This window comes from Pseudoduganella sp. jia 12, from assembly GCF_055502675.1.
Window position 1 is genome coordinate 652,947 of record NZ_JBUXKP010000003.1, and the last position, 24,593, is coordinate 677,539.

Sequence of the window (24,593 nt, forward strand, 5' to 3'; positions counted from 1 at the left end):
AAGGAATGAACCCATCTGTACGACAGGCGGCGAAACCGATAGTTCGCTGGCGAACAGACCAAGTACGGCTGAGCGGTATACTGCGGACTTTCCTCACGAAGTACTTCATGCTCGCCATCCTCGACAGCATCGACGAACGCACGACGGGGGTGGCCGCGCTGGTCGACCTCGTCGGCCAGTTGCGCCCGCGCCGCCGTGGCAACACCATCCGCGCGGCGGCCAACGTGCGCACGCTGACCCAGTTGCTTCGCGGCAATCCAAACCATGCGTCCCAGCTGCGCGCCTACATACTGCGCCTGCTGCAGGCACGCCGCCATGCCAGCCTGTACACGGAGGTGGGCGTGCTGTCGAACGACGGCTTCTTTACCGAACTCAAGCGCCGCATCGCCTACCGCATCCTGCCGCCCGCACTGGGCGACGAATACCTGGCCGATCTGCTCGACCAGGTGTTCTACAAGCAGAGCGACTGGCAATGGATCAGCGCGGTGCCGGCGCTCGACTGGCTCGACCTGTTCGACATCCTGTTCCATCGCCGCGACCGCATCGTGATGCTGCCAGGCATGCTCGAAGCGATCCGCACCCTCTCCTACCGCGTGGCGGCCGTCGGCCTGGAGCCGAAGCTGACCAATTTCCACCCGGAGATGGAACAGTTCGAATCGCCGTTCCTCGTGCAAAACCGCGAGGTGGTGCACTACCTGGACGGCTACAAGCGCATGATGGCCGGCGAAGACGTGGCCCTGGACGACCCGAAGCACCTGCTGGTTATGCTCGACCAGTGCGAAGCCGTGATCGCCCGCATCCGCCGCAAGGCGCTGGTGCAGGGCACGACCATCGCGCTCACTTACCTGCTCGTGACGCTGACGCAGAGCATCGACCGCATGCGCAAGCTGCTGTTCCTCGTCGATATCTCGGGCGAACTGCGCGCCGCGCCGTCGGTCAACCTCGTCAACGGCACGGTCGGCATGCAGCCGCAACGCGTACCCGCCACCCGGCAGGCACAGCGCCGCGCCGCCACGCTGGCGCTGACGCTCGAACTGATCGAGGCCCATAACAACAAGTACACCGTCAGGGACCTGCTCGCCGACAATATCCACTTGCTGGCCCGTAACGTGACGGAAAACGCCAGCCGCACCGGCGAACACTACATCTCCGAGAACCGGCGCCAGCTGGTGGGCATGTTCCTATCCGCCGCCGGCGCCGGCTTCATCGTGGGCTTCATGGCGCTGTTCAAGATCCTGCTCGGCACGCTGCGGGCCGCCCCGCTGGTGGAAGCGTTCCTGTTCTCGATGAACTACTCGCTGGGCTTCGTGCTGATCCACCTGCTGCACTTCACGGTGGCGACGAAACAGCCGGCCATGACGGCATCGCACATCGCGGCCAGCCTGCAAAGCCGCGACGGCCGCCACGTGGACCTGGACAGCCTGGCCGAGCTCATCAACAAGGTATTCCGCACGCAGGTCACGGCCGTCCTGGGCAATATCGCCACCGTCCTTCCGACGGCCTGGGCCATCGCCTGGGGATGGCTGCAGCTGACCGGCCACCATCTGGTGTCCGAAGGCAAGGCAATGCACCTGCTGAGCGACATCGACCCGCTCCACACGCCCGCCCTGTTCTATGCCGCGATCGCCGGCGTGTGCCTGTTCCTGGCCGGCCTGGTCTCGGGCTATTACGACAACCAGGCCCTTTACTCGCGCTGGGGCCGGCGCGTGGAGCAGCTGCGCGGATTGCAAGCCATGCTGGGGCCCGAGCGCACGCAGCGCCTCGGCCGCTACCTCGAGCACAACCTGGGCAGCCTGATGGGTAATTTCATCTTCGGCATCATGCTCGGCATGGCCAGCGCACTGGGAGTACTGCTGGGGCTGCCCATCGATATTCGCCACGTAACGTTCTCGTCTGCAAACTTTGCGACAGCCATGGTCGCGTTGGACTATAAAGTCAGCTGGCAACTGGTCGTAACATCTGTTATCGGTTTCCTGGCAATCGGGGCTGTGAATCTGCTGGTCAGTTTCGGCCTTGCGCTATGGGTGGCGCTGCGCGCGCGCCGCATTCCGTTCGAGCACGGGTTCCTGCTGCTGCGTGCACTGGGCAACCGCTTGCGTAAATCGCCGGTGGACTTTTTCATCGGGTCCAAGGAGAGCAAATCATGAAATGCTGGAATCCACGACGCTGGACGGGCCACAAGCCCGTGGCAGTGATCCTGGCCGGATGGTGCCTGGTGGCGTGCGCGTCGCTGCCGGCAGTCGATCCGGACAAGACAAAGGAAGCCGCCGCCGCGACACCGGTCGTGCAATCGGTCAATGGCGCGCTGCCGGCCAGCCGCGCCAGGGCGCTGCTGGCCAAGCGCTGGTCGAAGAACACCCTCGACCTGAAGGCCCAGGCGGCCCTCGAGGAAGCCGCCACGGGTGTGCCGCTGATCGCCGGCAACCAGGTAAAGCTGCTGTTCGACGGCCCCGTGACGATGGCCGAGATGATGAAGGCCATCGAGGGTGCAAAGAACAACATCAACTTCGAGACCTACATCTTCGACGAGGATGAACTGGGCGACAAGTTCGCCGAGCTGCTGATCGCCAAGCAGAAGGCCGGCGTGACCGTCAACATCATCTACGACAGCGTGGGCACGCTGATGGTGCCGCAGGCCTTCTTCGACCGCATGCGCGCGGCCGGCATCCACCTGGTTGCCTACAACCCCGTGAATCCGGCCAAGGTGCGCGGCAACGGCTGGAAGGTGAACAACCGCGACCACCGCAAGATGCTGATCGTCGACGGCAAGATCGGCTTCACTGGCGGCATCAATATCAGCGACACATATTCGAAGAGTTCGCCCTTCCGCTCCAAGAGCCGGCCACGCAACGCCAAGGACGTGGGCTGGCGCGACACGCATGTGCGCATCGAGGGCCCGGCCGTGCAGGCCATGCAGTGGCTGTTCATCCAGCACTGGACGGGGCAGGACGCGGACGACCTGCGCGAAGCGGATTACTTCCCCACCCCGGTGATCGCCGGCGACAAGCTGATGCGCGTGCTGGGCAGCGAACCGGGCGGGCAGTACGAGATCTACAAGGCGATGCTGCTGGCGATCCAGGAATCGAAAAAATCGGTCCACATCACATGCGCCTATTTCGTGCCGGACGAACAGACGGTGCAGGCCCTGGTCGATGCCGCGAAGCGGGGCGTGAACGTGCGCCTCGTGCTGCCCAGCGTTTCCGACAGCGGCATGGTGTTCCACGCCGGCCGCGCGTTCTATGACCGGCTGCTGGAAGCCGGCGTGCAGATCTACGAGCTGAAGCTGGCCGTGCTGCACGCCAAGACGATGGTCATCGACGGCGTATGGTCCACCGTGGGCTCGGCCAACATCGACCGCCGCAGTTTCCAGCACAACGCCGAAGTCAACGTGATCGTGCTCGGCGACGCCTTCGGCAAGGAAATGGAAGCCGCGTTCCGCGACGACGTGAAGAATTCCAAGGCCGTCACGCTCACCGCATGGCGCGGCCGGCCGCTGCTCGACCGGATGAAGGAAGCTGCTTCGAAGGTGTGGGATTACTGGCTGTAGCCTGCGGCGTTCGCTTCCATGGTGTCTGACACTATTTTCTGGGTGAATTTTCCAGAAAATGGTGTCAGGGAGGAGTTAAGGCATGCATGCCTTAACCGCTTGACAGGCGCGGAGCATGCTCCGCGAAACCCCTGTCAAGCCACCGGTCTTCCCATGAGGCATTGGTATACGCCGAAACACCGGTGGTGGAGCAGGGATTTCGAGGAGCACTGCTCCTCGCCTGCGCAACAGAGAGGGCCTGCAGGCCCTCTCTCCTTCCCGACACATTTTCCGGATAGAACGCCCGGAAAAATGTCCGACACCAGGCACTCAACCGCTGATTGTCTGCGGCGCCACGGTCTCGTCGCTGGTGATGGCTTCCGGCATGTCGGGCGCCGTGCCCAGCGGTTGCCACAGGTTGCCGTCGCGGCGAAATACTTCGATCGTGGCCACTTCGAAAGCGCCGGACGCATCTTTCCAGCCATAACGCTCGACCTGGATTTCGTCGCCATCGATGCGCAGCACGTTGAACGAATTGGTTTCGCCCCTGCCGCGCGTGGATGTTGCCGTGCCGGCCTGGACGATCAATGCGGAATAGCCGGCGATCTTGTAGCGCGTGGCGCTGCTGCCGGAATGGCTGGCATGCAGGTGGCCGGCCAGCAGCAGGTCGACGCCGCACTTTGAAAATGCTTCCATCGCCATCGGCGCACGGTCGACCAGGTCGTCCTCGTTGAACGCCTCGGGCAGGTCGAACGGGTGGTGCGTGACGACGACGCGCGTGAGTTTCTGGTCCACTTTTTCCATCCGGTCGCGCAGCCGATCGATCTGCTCGCGGTTGACGCGGCCATCCTTGATCGTCAGCGAGCGCGCGGTGTTCAGGCCCATCACGGCGATCTCGTCGTCCACATATTCGGGCGCCAGGTTTTCCGTGATGTAGCGCCGGTATTTCGTCAAGGGCGCAAGGAAACGGGCCGCCACGTTGTACAGCGGGATGTCATGGTTGCCCGGCACCACGATCTGCGGGCCGGGCAGCGTGTCGAGCCATGCCCGGGCGGCCTTGAACTGGTCGCTGCGGGCACGCTGCGTGAGGTCGCCGGACACGACGACGACGTGCGGCTGCACCGCCTCGACCGTGGCGCGCAGCGGCGCGAGCAGCCGCTCGTCGACGCGGCCGAAGTGGATGTCGGACAGGTGCACGATGGTTCGCATGCTTTCTCCTAGGGTACGATGACCGTCAGCGCGCCGGGGCGCGAACGGTAGTTGAGCGGCGGCGCCATCAGTGACACCTCGCCATCGGTGGCGACGCGCACCAGCTTGCGCCGGGTATGGATCGTCAGGTCTTCGGCCAGCAATACATCGAAGTCGCGGGCCTGCGCCAGCCGCCCGGCCAGCGCGTGGCAGGCCAGCCGCACGAGGCCGAAGCGGGTCGGCCGTTGCGCTACATAGAGGCTCAGCTGGCCGCAGTCGAGCCGCGCGCGTTCGCCGATGTTGAATCCCTCCATCGTGTAGGCATTATTGCCGATGAAGACGAATGGGGTGCGCCGCGCATGTTCGGTACCGTGCACGCGCAGCCGCAGGCTGAGGAATGGAAAGCGGTGCAGTGCCGCCAGGCTGGCCCAGCAGAAGGCCAGCCACTTGCCGCGGCCCAGCCGGCGCTGCTGCTTCACGCGGTCGCGCACGATGTCCGGGTACAGGCCCAGGCTCGAATTGTTCAGGAAGATGCGGCCATTGACGTCGCCCACGTCCACGGCCATGGGCCGGCCATGCGCGATGACGGCGATGGCGTCGTCCAGCGCCAGCGGGATGCCCAGGTCCTTGGCGAAATGGTTCAGCGTACCCAGCGGCAGGACACCGAACGCGGCCGGGCTGCCCGCGACCGCCGATGCCACGGCATTCATCGTACCGTCCCCACCGCCGGCCACCACGATCTTCGCGCCGTCGTCGACGGCCTCGCGCGCCACGCCGATCATTTCCTCGCCACTGCCGGCCAGCGTCACATCCGCCGCCAGGCCCACTGCCGCGAACTTGCGGTACAGCGCGGCCGCCCAGTCGCCGCGATAGCCCTGCCCTGCGCCCGCGTTGACGATCACCGTGACCGGCGTCATTACTGGTCCCGGCGCCCGGCGCGGCGCCGCCGCAGCGTGGACACCGCGGCGATGCAGACGGCCAGCCAGCCGGTGCTGTAGGCCATGGCCGCGACCACGTCGGACACGTAATGCGCGCCCAGGTAGACGCGGCTGAACGCCACCAGCAGCACCATCACGACGGCGAACAACGCCGCGGCGACACGGCGGCGCCAGCTGGACGACGTGGCAATGATATAGCTGGCGATCAGCCCATAGAACAGCGTGGAGGCGGCCGTATGGCCGCTGGGGAAACTGTAGGTTGCCAACGTGAGCAGTGGTTCGTCGAACATCGGCCGGGGCCGCGCATACGTGTTCTTCAACAGCACGTTGATGAGCATGCCGCCAGGTGCCGCGATCACCACCGACAGCAGCCAGTAAGGCGCCTGCTTGCGCCAGAACCACGCCGCCAGCAGCGTGGAGGCCACCGACATGCCGACGATGCCATGCATGTGGGTAAAGCCCAGCATGATGGTCGTCAACGGCTCGAATCCATGCGCGTGGAACCACTGCGCTACGTGCACGTCGAACACGGCGATATCGTCCTGCTCGCCCACCGCCTCGGCGATTTCGCGGAACACCGACACCGTCGCCACCAGCAGCGCCAGCCCGGCGGTGAGGTGCAGCCCAAACTCCCCGCCTGGCGTCAGGCGGGCGCCGATGAAGCGCAGCAGCTTCGAAAAAAGCGTTTCGTTCATCGGATTCGCGTACTTGCAACGGTTGACGGAAAAACCTGTTTTTTCATACAGCCCTGTGTTTTTGTACAGTAGTTATGTTAAGCTTGTATCCAGTAGGCAGCACCGGACGAGACCAGCCAGATGGCCACGCATTGGTCACACATTGGCACATTGGCCACACATGGCGCCAGGTAATCCGGTTGCAAGCCCATCGTTTATTCGATCCTTTTTTCGTTTAAGGAAACCTCATGGCAATCATGGACATCGACCCTCGCCGTCTCCCATCGCGTTTCGAATCGCGTTTCGGACTCGAGTACGCTCCAACGTCTTTCCTGGTGCGTTTCGGCCGACGCGAGATGCTGGTTTGCCGCGACTTCCGCAAGCGCTTCTATCCGGTCAACCCGATCATCGAATGCGATACCGGCGTACAGCCCGGCCATATCGAGATCCTGCTGTTCGGCCGCTGGCTGTTGATCTTGTCCAAAGCACAGTAATCCATCTGTGCAGTGTCGCACAATGGCCATGACTCTCGAGTACGGCTCGGGACAGGTCGCGAGAAGCGCGCGGCAAGAGGTGCGCACTTGCACCAAGGTGTGCGTGGCGCGAAGTGCGCCAGTGTGCTGAATGTGCCAAATGTGCTGAATGTGCCAAATGTGCTGAATGTGCCAACTGTGCTGAATGTGTGAAAGGTCACGGCGGACGTGACCGGCATGCCGCGGCAGGCGCGATGGCTCCCTCTTCACCCATCGCATTTTTTCGATAGCCGCAGCGTGCGACCGGCAGCCGTGCCGGTGGTCACGTCCCGGCGTGATTCAGGCCTCAGGCCTTCATGCCTTTATGCGTTCAGGTCTTTACGCGTTCAGGCCTTTACGCGTTGACGCCTTTACGCGTTCAGGTCTTTACTCGTTCAGCCTTATTTTTTCCAAGCCGTTACTCCTTCAGGCCTTGGCCGCGGTGCCGACCGCGGCGGTCGCCACCTTGCCGATAGCGCGATACGGCGCCGTATCCTGCGGCGCGTTCACCTCTTCGGTATTTTCCGCATCGTGCTGCGCCCCATTGGCCCGCTCCCTATGCGCGCGCCCGGCATCCGCTTGCTCGATATTGGCCCGCTCGGCCTCCGCCATCTCGCGCAGAAGGGCCAGCGCACGCGTATCGTGCATCTCCAGCGCGCGCTGCAATGTGGTAGCGGTGAGGCAGGATTCATCGACGACGGTCAGGAAGTTTTCCTGCGTGGTCTCGAGCATGGCGGATTTGAAGCCGATACTGTGGAACATGCCGCCGACATCCACGCACAGCTCGCGCAACAGCAGGAGCGTGCGCTTGGTCGATTCGATGTCGTTGCGCATGCCGCTGTCGATGTCGATCAGCTCGGTACGGGCCCGTTCATCCTGGGCAAGCTGGGTGATCGTTTGAAGCCAACGCACGATGCGTTCGGCAATGCGGGTGATGCGCACCGTTTTACCGCGCATCATGATGCAGTATTGCAGGCACAGCAGCCACACGGGCACGCGCGCCAGGAATACCGGCAAGCCTACCTTGCGCAGCCATGCTTCGGCGCACCTGAACCGGCGCAGCATGGCGCCAATGCTGGCTAAAAGCGGATCCTGGCGCATGAAATTCTCCCTGACGTACGGCAACACACGATGCATTGCGCAATACTCCGCAGTATAGGCAGAGCAGGCAGGGTAATGCTCAGCAGGACATTTGACGCATCTTAAAAGCCACCGAAATAAGTCTGCGTGTTTGCTTCTGCGCGAGGCAGAAGCCGCAAAAGTATTATCGGCAATGCAAAAGAAGCCGTGTGCGCCCGTGGGCGGGCCGGCGTTGCGCCAGCCCCACCACGAAGAGGATCAGGACTTGCCGCCCTCCCTGCCCAAGGTGCGCGACACCGCTTCCGCCAGTTTGTCGCCATGCGGGCCCTTGGCCGCTTCCTCCATGCTGCCGACGCGGCGCGCGCTGTCGGATTGCTGGTCGAGGCTGACTTCTTCCGCCACCTCGTAGCGGCCGTCTTCCTCGCCCTGGCCGGGCAGCAGTCCTTCGGAACGCGCACTGTCATCGCGCTGCGCGTTGCCCGGCGTGGCCGACTGGTCGCCGCCGGCCGGCGCTGCACCGGCGTTGCCCCCCGACTGGGCATTGCCGCCATTTCCCTGCTGCCTGTTGCCCATGTGCTCGTCCACGGCGCGGCTGTCGTGGTCGCGCTGGGTGGCGCCAACACCTTGCGGCACGGGCGCAGCGCCCAGGCCGGGGCCGCCCACCGAATCGTCGATGCTGCCGCCCAGCGATTTGCCGGCACCTTGCGGCGGCGGCGAGTTGTAGTCGGCGCCGTGCGGCACCGGGTCGCCCACGATTTTCTTTGCATCCTCGGGCGGCACGGTGTCCGGCAGGTGCGTGTGGATCGGTGGCTGCGTGAGCCGTTCGGTGTTGTCCTTGTCGTTCTGCATGATGCCTCCTGTGTTATCCGAAAGATCATCTTAGCCCAACGAATTTTTTCGCCGCACAGGATTGCCGCGCTCCACAATGTGTGGGCGGTGCGAGGCGATCGGCGTTACAGTCGGCGCATGAGTTTGATTTCCGTTTTACCGGCCGCGCCAGCGGTAATCCACCCTGTCACGGACTGGCCCTACCTCGAAATGCTGACCCGCTTCGCGCTGGCGCTGGCGCTCGGCCTGCTGATCGGACTGGAACGGGAACGGCGCAAGAAGGAGGCGGGCCTGCGCACGTTCGGCTTCATTGCCGTGCTGGGTGCCGTCGGCGCGTCGCTGGGCGACACCTATGCCTATATCGTGCTGTGCCTGACGGGGCTGCTGACCATTTTCCTGAACCTGCAGGACATGCGCACCCATGAGGGCACGGAGCTGACCACGTCGGCCGCCATGCTGGTCACCTGCGTGGCCGGCATCATGTGCGGCAAGGGCCATACGCTGACGCCGGCCGCGATCATGGTGTCGTCGACCGCGCTGCTGGCGTGGAAGGACATCCTGCAAGGCTTCTCGATCGGTCTCACCGAGCGCGAGTTGCGCTCCGCCCTGCTGCTGGCGATCCTGGCGATCGTCATCTACCCCGCCCTGCCGACAGGGAGCATCGGGCCGATGGGCCTGATCCAGCCGCGCGCGGCCTGGGCCACCGTGATCCTGATCGCCGGCATCGGCTTCGTGAACTACGTGTTGTGGAAGGCATTCGGCGCGCGCGGCGTGACGATCGCCGGCTTCCTCGGCGGCCTCGTGAACAGCAGCGTGACGGTCAACGAACTGGCCTCGCGTGTCAGCGCCAGCGCGGTGGGCGCGGTCGCCGCCGCGGCCTATCGCGGCATCCTGCTGGCAACTGTCGCCATGGTGATGCGCAACGCCGTGATCCTGGCGCTGCTGGCTCCCGCCGTGGCGGTGGCCGGGATCGGCGCATTCGCCGCGATGCTGGCGGCCACGGCGTTTTTCGTGTTCGTGCGGCGCCACCCGGCCGAACCGGCAACAGAGGAGGCCGACACGGAAGAAAACCAGATCGTGCTCCCATTCTCGCTGTGGAGCGCGCTGAAGTACGGCCTGATCTTCCTGCTGCTGCACATCGTTGGCGTGCTGACGCAAAAATACTTCGGCAACGTGGGCTTTTATGTGGTGAGCGTGATCGGCGGTACCGTGTCGAGCGCCAGCGCGGTCGCGGCGGCGGCCAGCCTGGCGGCCGAGGGCAAGCTCGCCCTCGACGTGGCGGCCACCGGCGCGATCCTCGCGTCGCTCGCCAGCGTGGCCATCAACCTGCCGTTCGTGCTGCGCGTGCCGAACCGGCGTTTCGTGCTGTCGATCGCCCTGGCCATGAGCGTGATCGCCGCCGTTGGCCTGGCCGGCCTGCTGCTGGGCGAGCCGCTGGCCCGCTTCGTGACGGAACACGTGCCCGAACTGACCACTCTCCAGCCTGCACCATTTGCCGCCAGCCGCACGGCCGGCCTCGGCCAGCCGTGAGCCGGCACGTGTCGACTGCCGACAAGTTCGATAAAACGCCACTCGCGATCGCCGCAACGCCGTCCTAAACTGGAAGTCTAGTCCCACATCTGCGGAGGCTTTCATGCTGAGACCGTTTCTCTGTGTGACCATGCTGGCGGCATGCGCCATCCCCGGCCATGCCGCGACCTGGACCTTTGCCTACCAGGGTTTTCATGATTCGGTGACACAACGGTTCATGTCCGACCGCAGGCTGACCGGCAGCTTTGCCGGCCAGGATGGCGATGGCGACGGCACCATCGCCCGGTCCGAGATCACGTCCTTCACACTGGAAGGCCATGATTTCGTGGCCTGCGCAAGCCAGAGCAATGACTACTATCGCTGTGGCATGGACACCTTTTCCTGGCGGGACGGCCTGCTGTCCTTTTCCGCCGGCCAGGGCGGCAGCGACCCCGAGGGATGGGTGGGCGGCGGCCATTACTATCTTTCCGGCGACCGCGAATTCGGCTACAGCTTCCGCCCCGGCAGTTTCGAGGAATGGGCGTATTCGTGGACGCCCGAAACGACGTTCATGATTTCGGTCGTGCCGGAACCGGCCACCTGGGCACTGCTCCTGGCCGGTGTGCCGCTCGTGGCAGGTGCGGCCCGCGCGAGCCGGCGTGCGCGGCGCCGCATGACAATGTTCCCGTTGTCCTGAGCGGTCGCCTGCGTGTAAGCTGGCAACCGGAGGTGATCCATGCAGAATGAACGTCGCACCCAGCCGAACGAACCTGTGGCCGAGGCCGTCGACGCGACCGTGGAACTGATGCCGCATATCAGCCGCTACCAGGCCGCGCTGGTGATGGCGCGCGATGGCGTGCCGAAGCAGGTCATCCGCCGGGTGCTGGATGAGCCGGAACAACGCCGCGCAACGGACCGGCATGAAACGCACGATTCCTGCGATTGCACAGGTGAACCCACCGGCGACAAGCCTGAAAAATAGGCGCTGTCAGCGTTAGATCTGCGAACTAATCGAACCGGACACTGTCTTACTCTTCGTTGAGGTAACTCATGCCGAGGAGGGGGCGATGGACACCGCGAGCTTTGCCGGGCTGTTCGACATACTGCGCCGTGAATCATTGAGCGATCAGCAGGCAGGCAGCTTGCGGGCGTGGCTCGACACGTTGTCGTCGTGTGCGGCCTGTTTCGTACTGATCGAGCAAGCGGCTGGCCGCGGACCCTGTCCACGTTGTGGCTGTCCCCGCCAGCACCGCTGCGGCAGCGCGAACGGGCTGCAACGCTATCGGTGCCTCCAGTGCGGCCGCAGTTACAACGCGCTGACCGGCACGCCACTGGCCCGCTTGCGCCATCGTGAAAAATGGCTGGCCTATTTTCAGTGCCTGCTCGATTCGTGCACCGTGCGCGGCGCGGCTGAACACGTCGACGTCGCCCGCTCGACGAGTTTTCGCTGGCGCCACCGGTTCATTGCCGGGGTGCGGCGCGAGCGCCCGGCAATGCTGTCGGGCATAGTCGAAGCCGACGAGACCTACCTGCTGGAATCGCAGAAGGGCTCGCGGCACCTGGACCGGCCGGCGCGCCGCCGGGGCGGCAAGGCAAGGCGGCGCGGTATCAGCCGGGAACACGATTGCATCCTTGTCGTCCGCGACAGGAACAAGACAACCCATGAATTCGTCGTCGGCCGCGGACCAGTCAGCGCAAGCCAGCTAGCACAGCACCTGCCGCCGGTACTAAGTCCCGATGTGCTGCTGATCAGCGATGCGGCGAAGGCCTACCAGGCATTTGCGCACGCTGCCCACATCACGCATGAAGCGATCAACGTTCGCGCCGGCATCAGGAAACGCGGCGCAATCCATCTGAACAACGTCAATGGCTGGCATAGCCGTTTCAAGACCTGGTTGCGCCGCTTCAATGGCGTGGCCAGTCGTTACCTGGCCAATTACACCGGTTGGCAACGAGTACTGGATGCCGCAACACGGACGCTGCCGGCCGACTGGCTGCGCGTGAGTGTCACCAAGAGCAATATTTTCGGGGCGGGGTAACGAAAAAGTTCCCGATCAACGCACGTCGCATATTTAGCGCTGACAGCGCCGAAAAATAGGCGATTCACACCGCTGGGCGGTGCCGGCGCATTGCCGCTCGCGGCGCCATTCGCACCGCGACGATGCCCGCTGTAGCGCGACAGTCACAGATGCCTGACAGATGCTTGCAATTCCGATAATCTTTGCTCTCCCTCATATGGAGAATCCATGCAAAGAGCAATCGTAACCGCCGCCCTGGTGCTGGCGCCCCTCGTGGCCGGCGCTGTTCCCGTTTCATTCACCAGCACGAGCGTCGGTGTAACCGTGAACGCCCCTTACAGCCACCCGGATATCGCCGCGGGCACACCTTATGAACTCGTGATGCGCATGCAATTCGACACGGATGCGCTGTCGGTCGAACACTATGGCGACGGCGCGTCATGGGAAACTGTCTGGGCGCCGGCGAGCTTCAGCTTTACCGTGGGAGGCCGGTCGTTCGAGATGCACGAGAGCACATCCAACAACAGCCTGCGGGCCATGTTCGCCCGCGACGATTTCACCGGCAAGCCTTTCCTGAACCTGTCGATTTCATTCTTCGACTCCCAGGGTTACGGCAATGGACAGGTGCAGAACGGCATCATGCTGGATGTGCCAGGCTATTCGCTGACGCACCTGCTGGGCCAGCCGCAGCAGCTTGCCTTCAGCGCTCCTTTCGACCAGTCGGCCGGCGTGATGCTTTGGGAAGACGGCGATCTCGTGCTGGGCCCGTTCTGGATGAACGCCAGCACGACAACGATTTCCATCTCGGCGGTACCCGAGCCGACAGGGCGGGCCATGACGGGCTCCGGGCTCGCACTGCTGGCGGCGGCTGCGATGGTAAAGCGCCGGAGACACTCGCGCAGGCCAGGAGCGCGTCCGCAGGCTTGAGCCCGGTGTCCCGGCCGCGGGCCGGGACACCGGCTTTACTCGCGATCGAGTAATGGTGCCGGCAGGCGGGCATGTCCCGGCCGGCACGGCGCCCGGCAATCTCAGGCCGTCATGCGCACGAACGCTTCGCGCATGGCCAGTCCGCCGCCCGTGATGAGCACGCCAAAATAAACGATGGTGGCGACATTGCTGATATACCCCAGCAACACGCACACGCCATCGCGCTGCAGCAGGCCGATGGCCAGGAACAGCACCGCCACGGCAGGAATGGTATTGCTGAAAGGAATCATGCCGAACGGCATCATCAACAGCACGGCGCCCAGGATCATCGACGCATCGTTCATGCGCTCGACAGGCCCCTTCGCCACCAGCCACTTGATACGGTTCGGACGACTGACACGTTCGATCTTCTGCAGCCAGGGCAAGGCCTTGCGCAGCACGGGCCGCAGCTTCCTCGTGCCGATCGTCTTGTTCTTCAACCGGGCCGGAATCCACAGTTCGCGCCCGAACAGCCGGCTTACGGCGATGAGCAGGATCGCCGCGCCGAACACGGTACTGACACCGGGAATCGACACGGGGAGCAGGAACACGAGCGTGAGCAGCGCGGTCAGGAGCAGCAGGCCGTCGTTGCCGACACGATGTATCAGTTCGCTCAGCGTGATGCCCGTGGTGGGCAGGGAGCGGACCAGCGCGCGGATCCGCTGTGAGATGGAATCACTGTGGGAGTCAGTGTGCATTGCGTTTTCTTCGTTTGGTTGGTGGATTCCGGCGGATGCCGATCGGTCTCGCGCATCGCTGGCGCGGCGCTGCGACAGTATAGCGACCGAGCTCCTCAGTGGACACCCGTTATCGGCAGAATAACGGACTCTTTTGATGCCGGCACCGGCCCGCCGCCACGGTATCGGCTTGCTGTATCATCCCCACCCTGTTCAAGAAAGCCTCACATGCTCATCATCACCATCAAACAGGGTAAGGAAAAAAGCCTGCTGGCCGGCGACCCGTGGATCTACCCCTCCGCCATCGAAAAGGTCGACGGCAAGCCGCAGGAGCGCAACAAACCCGGCGCCACGGCGATCGTGCAGTCGTCGGCGCGCCAGTTCCTGGCCCGCGCAGCCTACAACGCGAAGTCGCAGATCGCGGCCCGCGTGTGGACATTGCGCGAAGACGAGCCGGTCGACCACGCCATGATGAAGCGGCGCGTGCAGGCCGCCGTGGAACGCCGCGCCCAGGCGCTGCGCGGCGCCGATCCGCAGGCCCTCGTCCAGCTGGTCGACGGCGAAAAGGACGGCCTCCCCGGCTTGCTGGTGCACAGCTATGGCGGCACCGCCGGCTACCTGGTGTGCCAGTTCAATGCCGGGGCTGTCGACCTGTGGAAGGTGGCCGTGGTGCAGGCGCTGCTGAAGGCAACGGACTGCCCCAACGTGTATGAACGAAGCGACGCGTTGCTGCGCAAAGGCGAAGGACTCCCTGTTTTCCCGCGTGCGCTGGCCGGGAACGAACCGCCGCAGCGCTTGATGGTGAAAGACGGGAACCGTGTCATGCCGATGGATATCCGGACCGGCTTTATTTACCCGCGCTGAAAGTTCGCCGCATCCGGGAAACGATAGAATCACTCCCCGGCTGCAGTGAACCAGGTGCCGGCGACACCAATCCTTCATCGCAGGCAAGCAATGACACAAGAAGCACCACGTTTCTCCCCCGGCACCATCCGCCCTACCGACGAACAGGTCGCGATCCAGCTGTCGCGGGACAAGACCGTCGTCATCCACGCAAATGCCGGCGCCGCGAAGACCACGACCCTCGCGCTGCGCATCGGTGAAGCGCTTGCCCGCGGCCTGCCGCCGGAGCTGATCCTCACGCTCACCTTCACGCCGGAAGCCCGCGATGTGCTGAAACGCCGGCTGGTGGACATCGGCATTCCCGCCGCCACGGCGGCGCGGCTGCGCGTGGCCACGTTCGAGCAGTTCGCGATCGAATCGCTGGAAACGCTCGAACAGCGCACGGTGCCGCAGATCGGCCACATCAAGGAGCTGAAGCCCTATGTGGATGAAGCGCTGCAGAGCGCCAGCGACAAGTATGCCGGCAAGATCGACTACCTGGTGTCCGACACGTCGACATCGGGGCTGAGCCAGTTCTTCCACACGCAGCTGGAACTGAAGGCAACCTTGCGCCTGCAGGCCGATCTCGACGGCCTTGGCGAGGACGAGATCAGCGACGCGCTGGGCGTCGGCATTTCCACCGCGCTGACGATCACGGAGTATGAACACCTGCGCCTGCGCACCCGGGACCACGCGCAATTTCGCGGCCCGTTCGACGCAACGTATGACCTGGCCTGCATGCTGGACGGAGACGCCGACCTGCGCCAGGACCTGCCGCGTCCGCGCATCATCCTGTGCGACGAGCTGCACGACCTCAACGAGGCATCGTTCCACCTGCTGCTGCACATGATCGTGCCCGACTACACGTATTTCATCGGTGCCGGCGACATCGACCAGGTGATCCACTCACGGCTCGGCGCCAGCGACGAATTCATGCGCAGCCGTTTCATGGCGGCGTTCCCGGCCACCGCGACATACCCGCTGACGTACAGCTTCCGCCACGGCCCGCACCTGGCCTATGCGGCGGGCGCATTCAAGAACAAGCCGGCCGACTCGGTGCTCGACCTGCGCACCGATATCCGCGAGCTTCACTATGGCCCCGGCGCGCCGGGCTGCGCCGCGCAGGTCGTGGAGGCAGTGAAGCACTGGACGAAAGCCGGCAAGGCCGCCGAGGAATGCACGATCCTCGTTCGCGAACCGCACCAGGCAATCGACATCGAAAACGCGCTGATGCAGGCCGGCCTCGCCTATCGCACGCTGGAGATGCCGCGCTATCTCGATCGCGAGGAGATCCTGTTCTTGCGCGGCATGATCGCCATTGCGCTCGACAACTTCGCTGCCACGGACAAGGGGAAGCGGGGCGCCATCTTCGATGCCGTGGCCACCTTCGCCGAAGTGAGTTTCACGCGCGACGACGACGTGGCGCAGTTGCGGCAGGCCGTGATCGACGAACCCGTGGCCTTGACGTGGCTGTTCACCGGCCGTGTCGACCAGCGGGGGTCGAAGGACGTGCGGGATCGCGTTGCGCGCATCGTCGATGCGCTTGCCGATGCGTCGCGAAGCCAGGCGCCCGACCTGGTGCTGGGCGCCATGCGCCAGCAACTCGGCAGCCTGCTTGCCTTCGTCGACGCGGAAGGAGAAAGCCATGGCGACACGGCCCTCATGCGCGCGGTGGCGCTGGTCGACGAGGACGTGAACACGCTCATCGGCTACCTGGAACGCAGCGTCATGGTCGTCGACGCGCAGACATTGCTGAACATGCTGCGCAATCATCTTCTGACCTTGCTGTCCAAGCTCGACCAGGTAGTGGCGGGCGACGTGAAACAACGGATGGCCCGGGTGATCGACCACATGCGCAACGCGGGCCCCGAAGCGCCCGCCCACGAGGTGCTGCGCCACATCTGCGCACTGATGGACATCGAAGCGCTGGCCAAGCGCCTGTACGTGCACGCGCACGAGGCGCGCGTGGTGCGCAGGTCGATCGCCGGCTTCATCAAGGCTGCCGAAGACCTGTCGCTGGACCTGCGCGGGTTTTCGGAATGGCTCGGCACCGCGGACCGGTATGGAACGCGCTCGCGCCAGAAACACTGCGTGCAGCTCGACTGCGTTCGCAACGCCAAGGGCAAGGAGTTCGGCCACGTGATCCTGCCCTTCCTCGAAACGGGCGAGTTCCCGTTCGCGCGCGCCGACCGCGCCGAGGAAGAGAACCTGTTCTACGTGGCGATCACGCGCGCCATCTCGGCGCTCACGCTCGTGTCCCCGCTCGACGCCGCCCTGCGCAGCCCGTTCGTGGACCGCATGCAGATCGACCGCAACCGCCCGCGCGCCGAGCTGGCGCTCACGCGCAACGGCCAGCGCCAGGAGGCACCGGCGCGCATCGAATTCAGGGCGAATGGCGACGACTGGGCCAGGGCCAGGAAGCTGGGAGCGCACTGGGATGGCACGAGGAAGGTGTTTTACCTGGTGCCGGGGCAGTCGGCAGAGCCGTTCGGGGAGTGGCTCGGAAGGTCGACGTAAAAGCAGGGACGGCCGGCATCAAAGCAAAAAGGCAGCGCCACCCGCTGCCTTTTTACAACACCAGGCCGGAACTCAGATCGCCCAGCCACCTGCATAGAACGCGGCCAGCGCCACGGCGATGCTGACGGTGCCGACGTTCAGCTTGCGCCATTCGCCGGCAATCACGCGGCCGATCACCAGGGTGCAGAAGCCCAGCATGATGCCGGTGGCGATATTGCAGCTCAGCAGGATGAACACGGCGCACACCAGGCCGGCCAGCGTATCCATCTTGTCGTCCATGCTCATGTGGGCCACACCGCTCAGCATGAGCAGGCCGACGTACATCAGCGCCGGCGCCGTGGCATACGAAGGCACCAGGCCGGCTAGCGGCGCGAAGAAGATCAGGGCCAGGAACAGCAGGCCGACGACGACGGCGGTCAGGCCGGTCTTGGCGCCGGCGGCGGTGCCGACACCGGATTCGATGTAAGCCGCGGCAGGTGCGCCGCCGACCAGGCCGGAGAAGATCGAGCTGACCGAATCGGCCGTAAGTGCTTTGCCGCCGTTATGGATATACCCTTTCGAATCGACCTGGCCAGCCTGGCCGGCCACGGCACGAATGGTACCGGTGGCGTCGAACACGGCGGTCATGACGAGCGCCAGGATACTTGGCAGCACGGCCATGCTGAGCGCGCCCTGGAGATCCATCGCGCCGATCAGGGAAGCCTGCCCCGGCGCGCTCAGTTGCGGCCACGAGAACACGCCGGTGAAGCGCACGTTCGGATCGAAGGCCAGGCCGATGCCGGAAATGGCGATCACCACCAGCAGGATGCCGCCGGGGACGCGGCGCTGTTCCATGCCGAAGATGGCGGCCAGGCCGAGGATGCTCATGACCACCGGGAAGGACGTGATATTGCCCAGGGCGACCGGCAGGCCCGCATGCGCGTTCTTGACCACCAGGCCCACGTCGTTGGAAGCGATCATCAGCAGGAACAGGCCGATGCCCACGCCGGTGCCATGCGCCACGCCGGCCGGCAGGTTCTGCAGGATCCACGAGCGCACGCCGGTCACGGAAATCGCCGTGAAGATCACGCCCATCAGGAATACGGCACCCAGGGCGATGGCCGGCGACAAGCCCTTGCCCAGCACCAGGTCGAACGCCGTGAAGGCCGTCAGGGAAATCGCGCAGCCCACCGCGATCGGCAGCTTCGCCCACAAGCCCATCAGCAGCGAGCCGAACGCCGCGGTCAGGCAGACGGCGATGAACACCGCATTGACGTCGAAGCCAGCCTTGCCAAGCATGCCGGGCACCACGAACACGGAATACACCATGGCCATGAAAGTGGTCAGGCCGGCCACCGCTTCGCGCCGCGGCGTGCTGCCGCGTGCCGATATCTGGAAATACTGGTCTAGTTTGCCGGTGGCGGCCGGCGGGGGCGTGAGAGTGCTGTCGCGCTCGACGCGCATTTGAGGCTGGGACATGGCGGCTGCTCCTGTATTTTTACCCGCCGACTCTGCCGCGGGGCGTCGTCGGGGTGTCTCGTCGTTATGAGGTACCACGAGAGCTTAGAGCCGCAGGCCGTCAACCACATATGTCGATCGTGCATATCGGTTATATCGAAAACCGTATTGCTTTTGCCGGCAAGATGCGTTGTTGCTAAAAATAAAAGGCTGTTACCACTTGCGAATCACTATCAAATGGCTTGCCACGCCCCCACCGGCGTCAGCGTGCCCGCAGCAGCAGCAACCACTCACGCCCATCCGGCTTCGCCACCTCGGCCGGTTCGCGAGCGTGTGCTGGCAGGCTTGCTTCGCTGGTTTGCCCGGTGCGCGGATCGAACCACCATCCCGAATACCTCGTAGTGCGCCCGGGCGCCAGGGCCCGGGTCAGGCCGATCGCCGGTCCGGCCAGCGAATATACCAGCACGTTGCGGCCGGAATCGTCGGCCAGCACCCACGTGCGGTCGGCATCCCGCGCCCAGCCGTCGCGCGGCAGCATGTCGGCCAGCGTCGTGGCCAGGTGCTCCTGCACGAACCCGTCGAGGGGCGTGCGGTCGACCGCCCTGCCCTGCCCGTGCCCCGCGGTGGGGTTGCGCGTGATGACCTGGGCACCGCCCGCCATCAGCGCCGGTATCTGGCCCACACCGCTGTGCCATGCCACGATCGCCTTGCCGGGATACGCGGCGGCGTACTCGCGCACCTGGCGATACACCAGCGCCGGTGTGCCGGGATCGCCGAATTCGGCCGGGTGCAGTTCGCGGAAGGCGCGGTTCTGGCCGCCCTGCGGCGCCCACAGGCTGCCGTCGGGCAGGTAGTGCCAGTAGCGCATGTCGATCACGGCAACCTGGCGCGCCAGTTCCACATCGGCCAGGATCCCGTCCGTCACGTTCTTGCTGGTGTCGAGCACCAGTTTCACGCGGCGCCCATGCCGGCGCTCCCATTCCAGGACGGTCTGCTGGAAGAAGCGCTGGAATGCCAGCGGGCCCGAATACTGGAACGACAGCCCGAAGACGATGTTGTCGTGCGCGCCCAGTTCGTCCAGCACATGCAGGATGTAGGCCCGGTGCAACGCCCGCAGGCGCGGATTCGCCGTGTCGTAGAACTGGTCCGCCACGTGCACGCGCTCCTTCGGCTCGAGCGGCATCGGTTCCGGCAGGCCGGTGTCGTTGATGTTGTTGGCCGGGCGCCACGGGTAGTCCGCCCAGTGGGATGCCGTTTCGAGCAGGTTGTGGTTGTTGTAGAGGTGGTGGTACAGCACGATGCCGCGCTCGTCGCACAGGCGCGCGAACGTCTTCATGCGGTCGAAGTACCAGGGGTTGTAGCGCGTGAGGTCATACTTGCTGAGCCCATCCTGCGCCGTGCCCTTGCCGCTGCGTGCCCACGGCAGTTCGTAGAAGGCCGCCCACACATTGGCGTCCAGCCGGGTGGCGATCGTGTGGTCGTCGCGGCGGCGGTCGTACCAGATCGCCGGGCCGCTGCGGTAGAACGGCGTGCCCTGGGCGGCAACGCGGTCAGCCAGTGCCTCGAGATCCTCGGTAAGGCCCGGGCCGGCGCGGCCGGGAACGAACCGCGTGAGGCTCATGCCCGCATCGAGCGCATTGGCGGGCGACGTCTGGCCCAGCCACCACGCATCGTTGACGGAGCCGCCCCACAGCGCACGCTCGTTCGCACCGTCCCGCACGACGAATCGGCCGTTGCGGATCGAGACCGGCCGCGCGACGGCGGGCAGTCGTGTGGATGCCACCCCCGTGGCCTCCTTCGGCACGGTGAACGGCATACGCGGCGCCTTGCCCGCGGCAGCACCATTGCCAGTGGCGCCCGCCAGCACGCGCGCGGCTACCGTTTCCCCACGCCGCCGCGTCAGTTGCGCCCCGAACAGCGGCTGATCGGAACGCACGATGAGATTCGGCGCGCCGGGCGGTCCGCCGGCCGCGACTTCGTCCGCGCGCACGTTCCACGCCACGGCATTCGCGGCGGTCCAGCCCCCGGCCTGGGCGCGGTGCGGGTCGAAGGCCAGGCGCAGGCCGGCCCCTTCGATCCGCATGTCCTCATACAGCACGCCCGAGGCCCAGCTTTCATAGGCACCGCTGGCGCCCAGCGCACGGGTGGCCCGGCAAGAGCGGAACACGTTCGGGCCGGCGGCAAGGAAACCGATGGCGAAGTCGTTCATGCCGTCCTCCGCGACGCAGTGCTGCACCAGCACCTGCTGGCCCTCGACCAGGAAGGCCATGCGGCGATAGCCGCCCGGTTCGCCCACCGGTGCGACATTGCCCGCATGCTCCACCGTGATGCGGCGGGCGCGCGGCCCGGCACGCACCAGCGATGCCACCAGGTGCCGCCCACGCACCTTGCGCACCCACGCATCCTCCACGCGATCGAGCACGATGCCGTCCCACGCGTGCTCCTCGTCGCGCGGATTGGCGCGGTCATATTCGCTGTCGATCAACAGTTCCTCGATACCGATTTGCCGCGGCGGCGCATCGGCCGTCACCTTCGCCAGCACCGCGCCGCCGTAGCGCCGTTCCAGCGCGGTGGTGACCGGCGCGTCGAGCGTGACGCTGCCGCTGCCGCCATCGACGGCGACGATGGTGCGATCCCACACCAGGTCGCGCGACCTCGCGGGCCAGTGGTAACGCATCGCGGCGAAGGTGCCCGGCAACGCATCCATGCCGAGATCCCTGATCCACGCCTTCGTGCTGGGCCGCGTGAGCACCACGCGGTCGCCGGGCCGCAGGCCGGCGGTGCCCGACAGCGTCATCGCCAGCGCACCGGCCGGTACGTGGTCGTCGATCACGCTTGCCACGACGCTGGTCGACGGATTCCCGCCGCCACCCGCGACGATCAGCGCACGGCGCGTGCGGCCTGTTGCCACCAGCACCGTGCGGTCGATGCCGGCGCCGCGCAATACGACCCCGCCCGCGTTCATGCGCAGCTGGCCGGCAACCTGGAAGCGTGCCGGGGCCAGTTCGACGACGGCGCGGAAACCATCCTCCCGCAGCGGCAGCCGCGCCGCCGCATCGAGCGCCGCCTGCAACAGTGCGGTGTCGTCGCCGCCACCCGGCTGCACCACCAGAGTGGGCGCCTCCACCCGCGGCACGGTGCCGCCCGCGCCATAGCCGGCATGGGAAAAGTCGATGGCCACGTGCGGTGCCGTTGCCGTGGCCGGGTATGTGGCGGAACTGGTGGCGCCTCGTGCCGGCGGGATGGTCGCGATCGACGCGGAAACATATAGGACGGCGGCAACGGCGACGGCTGTGAAACGGAGGGGTCGGAAGGCGGTCATGCGTTCTGGCTGGAGGCTAACGACGAGTAAGCCAAGGTAGCATCCGCACAGCCGGAAGATCGCGCAACTTGGTGAGCGTTCGCCCTGCGATTGAAAGCCGCCATGCCGATCGCGGCATGGCGAAGTGCTGTTCAGGCAGCGAGGAAGCGCCGCGCCAGGTCCTGCTCGCGGAACTGCTCGAGGACGAAATCGACGAAGGCACGCGTCTTGGCCGGCAATAATTTCTGCCCGCTGAAATACAGCGAGATGGTGCCGGCATGCTCGTGCCAGTCCGGCAGCACCCTGATCAGACTGCCGTCTTCCAGCTGCCGCAGAATGTGCGGCATGGGCAGCAGGCCCACGCCCATGTGCATCAGCACGCCGCGCAGCACGGCATCGGGATCGTTGACCGTCATGCAGGGCCGCTGCTCGCACAGCTGCGTGTCTCCGGCACGGTTGCGCAGCGAACGCTGCACGGTGCGGCCGCTGAAGACGGACCGCATGACCACGCCCTCGACGTCGGCCAGGTCGGCCGGCACCGACGGCACGGCGCGGCCGCGCATGAACTGCGGCGTGGCGACGGCGACGATATGCAGGCGTGACAGCTCGCGGGCCACGATGCCGGGCGGCAGGTCGAAGCCGCCACCAACCGCTGCATCGAACCCGTCGCGCACCAGGTCCACTTGGCGGTTATCGAAATGCCAGTCCGGCATGACGGCGGGATAGCGTGCGATGAAGGCCGGCATGAGCGGCAGCAGGTATTGGCAACCGAAACCATGCGAGGCGCTCAGTTTCAGTGTGCCCGCCGGCTGTCCCGCCTTCGCTGTGATCTCCGCAATGGCGCCCTGGATGCTGTCGAGGCCATCCGAGACCGATGCCAGGAACCTTTCGCCGGATTCGGTCAGCCGTAACCCACGCGTGCTGCGATGGAACAGCTTGACGCCGAGATTACGCTCCAGCTGGGCGACATTGCGACTGACGGCGGCCGGTGTCAGCGCCAGGCGCTTTGCGGCGGCGGAAAAACTGGCCGCCTCGGCGCTGCGCACGAAGGACTCGAGATTCGACAGGGTCTCCATCACAGCTTTCAACAGTTGTTTGAAGCCGATTATAGGGTGCCCCAAGCAGCCATTGCGAAGCCTTTCCTCAATAGGCTGGCTTTACTTTCAACGTTTGCTTGAAACTGATTCTACTTGAGCCCTAGTTCTCATTGAGAGCGGCACGACCCATACTTTGTTCATCAACCAACCACATCGAAAGGCAGCCATCATGAACACTCGTACCAACCTGCAGGGCAAAGTCGCCATCGTGACCGGCGGCAGCCGCTCCATCGGCGCCGCGATCGCCAAACGCCTCGCCGCCGACGGCGCAACGGTCGCCATCACGTACAACGCCTCGCCGGACAAGGCCGATGCCGTCGTCAAGGAGATCGAAGACGCCGGCGGCCGCGCCATCGCCTTGCAGGCCGACGCCGGCAATCCCGCGGCGGTGCGTGCGGCTGTCGCCAGCGTGGCGGAACGGTTCGGCCGGATCGACATCCTCGTGAACAACGCCGGCATCAGCGTGCTGGGCGCGCCGACCGATATCGCCTTCGAGGACTTCGAGCGCATTCTCGCGGTGAACGTGACGGGCGTATTTGTCGCCACGCAGGAAGCATTGCGCCACATGGGTACCGGCGGCCGCGTGATCCACATCGGCAGCTCGATGGTGCAGTACGCCGCATTCCCGACCGCCTCCGCCTACACGCTCACGAAAGGCGCGGTCACCGGCTTTACGCGCGGGCTGGTGCGCGATCTCGGCCCGAAAGGCATCACGGTGAACACGATCCACCCCGGTCCGACGGACAGCGACATGAATCCGGCCGATGGCGCGGTGGCGGATTTCGTCAAGCCCGGCATCGCAATGGGCCGCTATGGCGCGGGCAGCGATATCGCCGGCGCGGTGGCCTTCCTGGCCTCCGACGACGCGGCGTTCGTCACCGGCGCGGAACTGATCGTCGACGGCGGCTTCACGGCCTGATTCCACACCACCACTGGAGAACATCATGAACCTCACAGACTCCCCGCTGCAGATCGCCGAGCAGTTCTTCGCACACTGGAACGCAAATCGCATCGACGAAGCGCTGCGGATGCTGTCGGACGATGTGTTGTACGACAATGTGCCGTTCCCGGACATCGTCGGTCGCGATGCGGTCGGCGATTTCCACCGCGGCTTCGGCGTGGGCACCGAGTTCCTGCTGGACTGGCGGATCGTCCACATCGCGGCCAGCGGCAACGTGGTGCTCAACGAACGGATCGATATCTTCCACCATCGGCATGGCGGCACGATCACGCTGCCGGTGATGGGCACGCTCACCGTGGAAGGCGGCAAGATCACGGTGTGGCGCGACTATTTCGACCCGGCCGATTTCGACAGGCAGCTGGGCAAGATACGGCCGGCCTGATGGCGCGCTGTTCGACGATGCAGCAGTGATGCCATGCGCGCACCGCATGAGCTTATCTGAACTTGGTCTAGCCGATCCGTTGACCGGGCCTTTGCTGCCA

At 65.2% G+C, this 24,593-nt stretch carries 21 protein-coding genes; 12 read left to right on the plus strand and 9 right to left on the minus strand.

Annotated features, from left to right (window positions below; genetic code table 11):
- The first annotated feature begins 107 nt into the window (after window positions 1-107).
- A complete protein-coding gene (locus ACY65G_RS09060; RefSeq protein WP_464997017.1) occupies window positions 108-2,147 on the plus strand; it encodes a site-specific recombinase in 2,040 nt (679 codons plus the stop codon).
- Entirely contained in the window at window positions 2,144-3,547 is a 1,404-nt protein-coding gene (gene cls / locus ACY65G_RS09065) for a cardiolipin synthase (RefSeq protein WP_464997018.1), read from the plus strand. The genes ACY65G_RS09060 and cls overlap by 4 nt, the downstream gene beginning before the upstream one ends.
- Before the next feature lie 309 nt (window positions 3,548-3,856).
- On the opposite strand, the gene ACY65G_RS09070 is transcribed toward cls, so the two are convergent.
- Genes ACY65G_RS09070 through ACY65G_RS09080 form a run of 3 tightly spaced genes read right to left on the minus strand, consistent with a single transcriptional unit; the run spans window position 3,857 to window position 6,347 of the window.
- Window positions 3,857-4,735 carry a metallophosphoesterase family protein gene (locus ACY65G_RS09070; RefSeq protein WP_464997019.1) on the minus strand — a complete coding sequence of 293 codons (879 nt, stop codon included), beginning with the start codon at window positions 4,733-4,735 and terminating at the stop codon, window positions 3,857-3,859.
- An 8-nt stretch (window positions 4,736-4,743) separates the two neighbouring features.
- Window positions 4,744-5,631: a diacylglycerol/lipid kinase family protein gene (locus ACY65G_RS09075; RefSeq protein WP_464997020.1), complete on the minus strand. Its 888-nt coding sequence runs from the start codon at window positions 5,629-5,631 to the stop codon at window positions 4,744-4,746.
- Window positions 5,631-6,347, minus strand: a complete 717-nt coding sequence (locus ACY65G_RS09080) for a phosphatase PAP2 family protein (protein ID WP_464997021.1) — start codon at window positions 6,345-6,347, stop codon at window positions 5,631-5,633. The genes ACY65G_RS09075 and ACY65G_RS09080 overlap by 1 nt, the downstream gene beginning before the upstream one ends.
- 227 nt (window positions 6,348-6,574) lie before the next feature.
- Between ACY65G_RS09080 and ACY65G_RS09085 the strand changes: the two genes are divergently transcribed.
- The gene (locus ACY65G_RS09085; protein ID WP_464997022.1) at window positions 6,575-6,820 is read left to right on the plus strand and encodes a hypothetical protein; all 246 of its coding nucleotides are present in this window, start codon (window positions 6,575-6,577) and stop codon (window positions 6,818-6,820) included.
- Window positions 6,821-7,264: 444 nt separating this feature from the next.
- On the opposite strand, the gene ACY65G_RS09090 is transcribed toward ACY65G_RS09085, so the two are convergent.
- Together ACY65G_RS09090 and ACY65G_RS09095 are read right to left on the minus strand one after the other, a co-directional pair.
- Window positions 7,265-7,939 carry a hypothetical protein gene (locus tag ACY65G_RS09090; RefSeq protein ID WP_464997023.1) on the minus strand — a complete coding sequence of 225 codons (675 nt, stop codon included), beginning with the start codon at window positions 7,937-7,939 and terminating at the stop codon, window positions 7,265-7,267.
- Window positions 7,940-8,176: 237 nt separating this feature from the next.
- Window positions 8,177-8,767 (minus strand): hypothetical protein, encoded by a 591-nt coding sequence (locus ACY65G_RS09095; RefSeq protein WP_464997024.1) that lies wholly within the window; start codon window positions 8,765-8,767, stop codon window positions 8,177-8,179.
- A 117-nt stretch (window positions 8,768-8,884) separates the two neighbouring features.
- Between ACY65G_RS09095 and ACY65G_RS09100 the strand changes: the two genes are divergently transcribed.
- The 5 genes from ACY65G_RS09100 to ACY65G_RS09120 all read left to right on the plus strand — a co-directional run bounded on the left by ACY65G_RS09100 (window position 8,885) and on the right by ACY65G_RS09120 (window position 13,200).
- Window positions 8,885-10,276: an MgtC/SapB family protein gene (locus ACY65G_RS09100; RefSeq protein ID WP_464997025.1), complete on the plus strand. Its 1,392-nt coding sequence runs from the start codon at window positions 8,885-8,887 to the stop codon at window positions 10,274-10,276.
- Window positions 10,277-10,379: 103 nt separating this feature from the next.
- The gene (locus ACY65G_RS09105) at window positions 10,380-10,952 is read left to right on the plus strand and encodes a PEP-CTERM sorting domain-containing protein (protein WP_464997026.1); all 573 of its coding nucleotides are present in this window, start codon (window positions 10,380-10,382) and stop codon (window positions 10,950-10,952) included.
- 39 nt (window positions 10,953-10,991) lie between these two features.
- The gene (locus tag ACY65G_RS09110; protein ID WP_464997027.1) at window positions 10,992-11,237 is read left to right on the plus strand and encodes a hypothetical protein; all 246 of its coding nucleotides are present in this window, start codon (window positions 10,992-10,994) and stop codon (window positions 11,235-11,237) included.
- Between the two features lie 85 nt (window positions 11,238-11,322).
- Complete coding sequence (locus ACY65G_RS09115) at window positions 11,323-12,294, plus strand: IS1595 family transposase (protein WP_464997028.1); 972 nt, start codon at window positions 11,323-11,325, stop codon at window positions 12,292-12,294.
- A gap of 207 nt (window positions 12,295-12,501) precedes the next feature.
- A complete protein-coding gene (locus ACY65G_RS09120; protein WP_464997029.1) occupies window positions 12,502-13,200 on the plus strand; it encodes a hypothetical protein in 699 nt (232 codons plus the stop codon).
- A gap of 101 nt (window positions 13,201-13,301) precedes the next feature.
- On the opposite strand, the gene ACY65G_RS09125 is transcribed toward ACY65G_RS09120, so the two are convergent.
- Complete coding sequence (locus ACY65G_RS09125; protein ID WP_464997030.1) at window positions 13,302-13,937, minus strand: exopolysaccharide biosynthesis protein; 636 nt, start codon at window positions 13,935-13,937, stop codon at window positions 13,302-13,304.
- Window positions 13,938-14,144: 207 nt separating this feature from the next.
- Here ACY65G_RS09125 and ACY65G_RS09130 point away from each other — a divergent pair, with 207 nt between their 5' ends.
- Both ACY65G_RS09130 and ACY65G_RS09135 read left to right on the plus strand, forming a co-directional pair.
- Window positions 14,145-14,780 carry an SAM-dependent methyltransferase gene (locus tag ACY65G_RS09130; protein ID WP_464997031.1) on the plus strand — a complete coding sequence of 212 codons (636 nt, stop codon included), beginning with the start codon at window positions 14,145-14,147 and terminating at the stop codon, window positions 14,778-14,780.
- 90 nt (window positions 14,781-14,870) lie between these two features.
- Window positions 14,871-17,315 carry a 3'-5' exonuclease gene (locus ACY65G_RS09135; protein WP_464997032.1) on the plus strand — a complete coding sequence of 815 codons (2,445 nt, stop codon included), beginning with the start codon at window positions 14,871-14,873 and terminating at the stop codon, window positions 17,313-17,315.
- Window positions 17,316-17,387: 72 nt separating this feature from the next.
- Here the strand turns inward: ACY65G_RS09135 and ACY65G_RS09140 are convergent, their stop codons facing one another.
- The 3 genes from ACY65G_RS09140 to ACY65G_RS09150 form a co-directional block, all read right to left on the minus strand.
- Window positions 17,388-18,758 carry an NCS2 family permease gene (locus tag ACY65G_RS09140; protein ID WP_464997072.1) on the minus strand — a complete coding sequence of 457 codons (1,371 nt, stop codon included), beginning with the start codon at window positions 18,756-18,758 and terminating at the stop codon, window positions 17,388-17,390.
- 256 nt (window positions 18,759-19,014) lie between these two features.
- Window positions 19,015-22,074, minus strand: coding sequence for a DUF6298 domain-containing protein (locus ACY65G_RS09145; protein ID WP_464997033.1), 3,060 nt, complete (start codon window positions 22,072-22,074; stop codon window positions 19,015-19,017).
- A gap of 131 nt (window positions 22,075-22,205) precedes the next feature.
- A complete protein-coding gene (locus ACY65G_RS09150) occupies window positions 22,206-23,129 on the minus strand; it encodes a LysR family transcriptional regulator (RefSeq protein ID WP_464997034.1) in 924 nt (307 codons plus the stop codon).
- Between the two features lie 190 nt (window positions 23,130-23,319).
- Between ACY65G_RS09150 and ACY65G_RS09155 the strand changes: the two genes are divergently transcribed.
- A complete protein-coding gene (locus tag ACY65G_RS09155; protein WP_464997035.1) occupies window positions 23,320-24,069 on the plus strand; it encodes a 3-oxoacyl-ACP reductase family protein in 750 nt (249 codons plus the stop codon).
- Between the two features lie 25 nt (window positions 24,070-24,094).
- The gene (locus ACY65G_RS09160; RefSeq protein WP_464997036.1) at window positions 24,095-24,493 is read left to right on the plus strand and encodes a limonene-1,2-epoxide hydrolase family protein; all 399 of its coding nucleotides are present in this window, start codon (window positions 24,095-24,097) and stop codon (window positions 24,491-24,493) included.
- Window positions 24,494-24,593: the final 100 nt, after the last annotated feature.

Bases quoted from the DNA above. Each gene is read 5' to 3' on its own strand.
- ACY65G_RS09075 (WP_464997020.1), bottom strand. From the start codon at position 5,631: ATGACGCCGGTCACGGTGATCGTCAACGCGGGCGCAGGGCAGGGCTAT.
- ACY65G_RS09140 (WP_464997072.1), bottom strand. From the start codon at position 18,758: ATGCGCGTCGAGCGCGACAGCACTCTCACGCCCCCGCCGGCCGCCACC.
- ACY65G_RS09120 (WP_464997029.1), top strand. From the start codon at position 12,502: ATGCAAAGAGCAATCGTAACCGCCGCCCTGGTGCTGGCGCCCCTCGTG.
- ACY65G_RS09095 (WP_464997024.1), bottom strand. From the start codon at position 8,767: ATGCAGAACGACAAGGACAACACCGAACGGCTCACGCAGCCACCGATC.
- ACY65G_RS09130 (WP_464997031.1), top strand. From the start codon at position 14,145: ATGCTCATCATCACCATCAAACAGGGTAAGGAAAAAAGCCTGCTGGCC.
- ACY65G_RS09155 (WP_464997035.1), top strand. From the start codon at position 23,320: ATGAACACTCGTACCAACCTGCAGGGCAAAGTCGCCATCGTGACCGGC.
- ACY65G_RS09105 (WP_464997026.1), top strand. From the start codon at position 10,380: ATGCTGAGACCGTTTCTCTGTGTGACCATGCTGGCGGCATGCGCCATC.
- ACY65G_RS09110 (WP_464997027.1), top strand. From the start codon at position 10,992: ATGCAGAATGAACGTCGCACCCAGCCGAACGAACCTGTGGCCGAGGCC.
- ACY65G_RS09115 (WP_464997028.1), top strand. From the start codon at position 11,323: ATGGACACCGCGAGCTTTGCCGGGCTGTTCGACATACTGCGCCGTGAA.
- ACY65G_RS09085 (WP_464997022.1), top strand. From the start codon at position 6,575: ATGGCAATCATGGACATCGACCCTCGCCGTCTCCCATCGCGTTTCGAA.
- ACY65G_RS09090 (WP_464997023.1), bottom strand. From the start codon at position 7,939: ATGCGCCAGGATCCGCTTTTAGCCAGCATTGGCGCCATGCTGCGCCGG.
- cls (WP_464997018.1), top strand. From the start codon at position 2,144: ATGAAATGCTGGAATCCACGACGCTGGACGGGCCACAAGCCCGTGGCA.
- ACY65G_RS09100 (WP_464997025.1), top strand. From the start codon at position 8,885: ATGAGTTTGATTTCCGTTTTACCGGCCGCGCCAGCGGTAATCCACCCT.
- ACY65G_RS09125 (WP_464997030.1), bottom strand. From the start codon at position 13,937: ATGCACACTGACTCCCACAGTGATTCCATCTCACAGCGGATCCGCGCG.
- ACY65G_RS09060 (WP_464997017.1), top strand. From the start codon at position 108: ATGCTCGCCATCCTCGACAGCATCGACGAACGCACGACGGGGGTGGCC.
- ACY65G_RS09145 (WP_464997033.1), bottom strand. From the start codon at position 22,074: ATGACCGCCTTCCGACCCCTCCGTTTCACAGCCGTCGCCGTTGCCGCC.
- ACY65G_RS09080 (WP_464997021.1), bottom strand. From the start codon at position 6,347: ATGAACGAAACGCTTTTTTCGAAGCTGCTGCGCTTCATCGGCGCCCGC.
- ACY65G_RS09135 (WP_464997032.1), top strand. From the start codon at position 14,871: ATGACACAAGAAGCACCACGTTTCTCCCCCGGCACCATCCGCCCTACC.
- ACY65G_RS09150 (WP_464997034.1), bottom strand. From the start codon at position 23,129: ATGGAGACCCTGTCGAATCTCGAGTCCTTCGTGCGCAGCGCCGAGGCG.
- ACY65G_RS09070 (WP_464997019.1), bottom strand. From the start codon at position 4,735: ATGCGAACCATCGTGCACCTGTCCGACATCCACTTCGGCCGCGTCGAC.
- ACY65G_RS09160 (WP_464997036.1), top strand. From the start codon at position 24,095: ATGAACCTCACAGACTCCCCGCTGCAGATCGCCGAGCAGTTCTTCGCA.